Below are 2334 nucleotides of genomic sequence, written 5' to 3' on the forward strand. Positions count from 1 at the left end.
ATTCCGGCGTACGTCCGGTCATCAGACCGGCCAGAAACACGCTCAGCAACAGATACACCACGAACTGCTGCAAGCCGCAGCCAATACCGCCCCAGATGGCGTTGATCAGCATGTCGACCAACGTGACCAGGCCGCTCAACGGCGCCAGCGAATCGTGCATCGCGTTGACCGAGCCGTTGGAGGTCTGCGTGGTCAATGCCGCCCACAACGCCGAAGCATCCGCACCGATGCGCACTTCCTTGCCTTCCATCAGTGCGGGCGAGCCCGCGCTGGCCGAGTGCGCTTCGGACCACAGCAACAATGCAGTGGACGCCGCGGACATCGTCAACATGGTGCCGAATACCAACGCGGTGAGGCGCTTGCGCCCGGTCAGGGAGCCGACCATGAACACCACGCTCATCGGCAGCAAGGCCAATGCGAGCGTTTCAAGCAGATTGCTCAACGGCGTGGGGTTTTCCAGCGCCACCGAACTGTTGGGGCCATACCAGCCACCGCCGTTGGTGCCGAGCTGCTTGGCCGCCACCATCGCCGCCACCGGGCCGACCGGAATGGTCTGGCTGGGCATGCTGGCGCTGCCATCCAGGGGCGTGGCGGTTGCCGCGCCCTGCAAGGTCGACGGCACGCCTTGCCAGCCGACTAGCACGCTCCACAACAGGCACAGCGGCAACAGCACGCGCACGCTGGCGCGGATGACATCGGCCCAATAATTGCCCACGTCGGCGTCAGACGAAAGCGCTGCGTCAGGCGTCGGCTGCTGCCATCCCTGCCGCATTGGTGCTGCGTCCGGATCGGGCTGAGCGACCATCTGCATCCGTGTGCTCGCCGCCGTATCCAATGCCGGCAAGGCATCGGGCAAACCTGCGGCCACTCGCCCACCGAACAACGCGCGCAAGGTGGCCACCGCCAACGCCAGGCCCATCATCGGCGTCACCACCTGCAGGCCGACGATCCCCGTCATCTGCGACAGGTACGACAGCTGCGCCTGGCCGGAGTAATGCTGCTGGTTGGTGTTGGTGACAAACGACACCATGGTGTGCAGCGCCGTATCCCAGCGCAGGTTCGCGATGCCGTCCGGATTGAACGGCAGCCAGGCCTGGGTCATGAACACCACCCAGGTCAGCACGCCGACGGCCAGGTTGCTGAGCAGAAAGGCCACGCTGTAACCGCGCCACGACATGCCCTGCTGCGGACGCGTGCCGAGCAAGGCATACACCGGACGCTCGATCCAGCCGAATAACGCATCGCCGCGCATCGGCGCGCCGCGCATCACCGCAGCCAGATAACGGCCCAGGGGCCACGCCAGCACGATGGCCAGCGCATAGACAAGAATGGTTTCACTCATTGGAGCGCACTCGCATCAGAAGTCTTCGGGCCGCAGCACCACGTACAACAGGTAGGCTGCAGCAACGAGTACGGCCACGCCGCACAACAGGGACATCCAGGCAGGCATGGGTTACTCCCCCAGACGCGCACAGCGCGGCGCGATGGATGCAAGGTGCGACGGCGCAGGCAACGGGTGCGTACCAATACGGCAAAGCGCTGCCGCACCGTGCGCGACGCGCCGATGGAGCAGACAGGTCAAGGGATGCATCAGGATCGTCCACGGCGGAACCGCTCCGCCACTGCGCGCAGTCTCTGCCCGCCCGGCGTAAAGTCGCTATGGACCTGAATCGGCCGCCGCGTAAATTCCGCATAAATCATGCAATACGGATGCGCTGCAGGCACGTTCCTGCCAGGTCGAGCCGAGGCCTGCGAGCGTGCGGTGCCCACGCAGGCCCTAGACACCTACGTTGCCACATTCCGAACAGAGTAAGGCTCGTTGGCGGCATCCATTGCCGCTAACGGTCCCGCAACCGATGAGGCCACCAGGCCAGACAGTTGGTTGGTGGTTTTACTGAAGAGCGAAGACACCGCGTCGCACGGTTGGCTGGTTGCTCTGTTGAAAGCCTGCACACCGACCAACGCGACTGGCCCTTGCCCGCCCACCGTCGCGGGACCCTTGGCGGCATGGATGCCGCCACGGAGCTACATGGACGTACTTGCAGCGTGTCCTGCGATGGTGGGCGGGCAAGGGCCCTGCAGCAAAGGCGAAGATGATCCGCTTTCCACCTGATCTGCCGGTATTGAGCAGTCAGGTCGAGACGGCTGCACTGTGCGTATCGTGATCGCTTGGCTGTCTTCACGTCTGGTCGAATGCGCGGCGCCCTCACCGCTTGCGGGACACGCCGTGAATCCGTCCGTGGAGCAACTGTGTTGATCAGGATCTCGATCCGCGAGCTCTGATCGGTTTCCTTCAGGCGTGTTCATCCATAGGTGGCGGCCGCTGGCCGGCAC

2 protein-coding genes are annotated in these 2334 nt (G+C 64.4%); both read right to left on the bottom strand.

All coding sequences use genetic code 11. The features are described from left to right. The coding region (locus OZ10_RS20000; RefSeq protein WP_039566836.1) for a potassium-transporting ATPase subunit KdpA at positions 1–1342 on the bottom strand (1342 nt) is incomplete at its 3' end. A gap of 15 nt (positions 1343–1357) precedes the next feature. Next, positions 1358–1450 carry a potassium-transporting ATPase subunit F gene (locus tag OZ10_RS20005; protein ID WP_039408212.1) on the bottom strand — a complete coding sequence of 31 codons (93 nt, stop codon included), beginning with the start codon at positions 1448–1450 and terminating at the stop codon, positions 1358–1360. Positions 1451–2334 lie beyond the last annotated feature (884 nt).

This window comes from Xanthomonas cannabis pv. cannabis, from assembly GCF_000802365.1.
In the GTDB taxonomy this organism is placed as follows: domain Bacteria; phylum Pseudomonadota; class Gammaproteobacteria; order Xanthomonadales; family Xanthomonadaceae; genus Xanthomonas; species Xanthomonas cannabis.

Excerpts from the sequence above, each read along its gene's own strand:
- OZ10_RS20005 (WP_039408212.1), bottom strand. The coding sequence starts at position 1,450 with ATGCCTGCCTGGATGTCCCTGTTGTGCGGCGTGGCCGTACTCGTTGCT.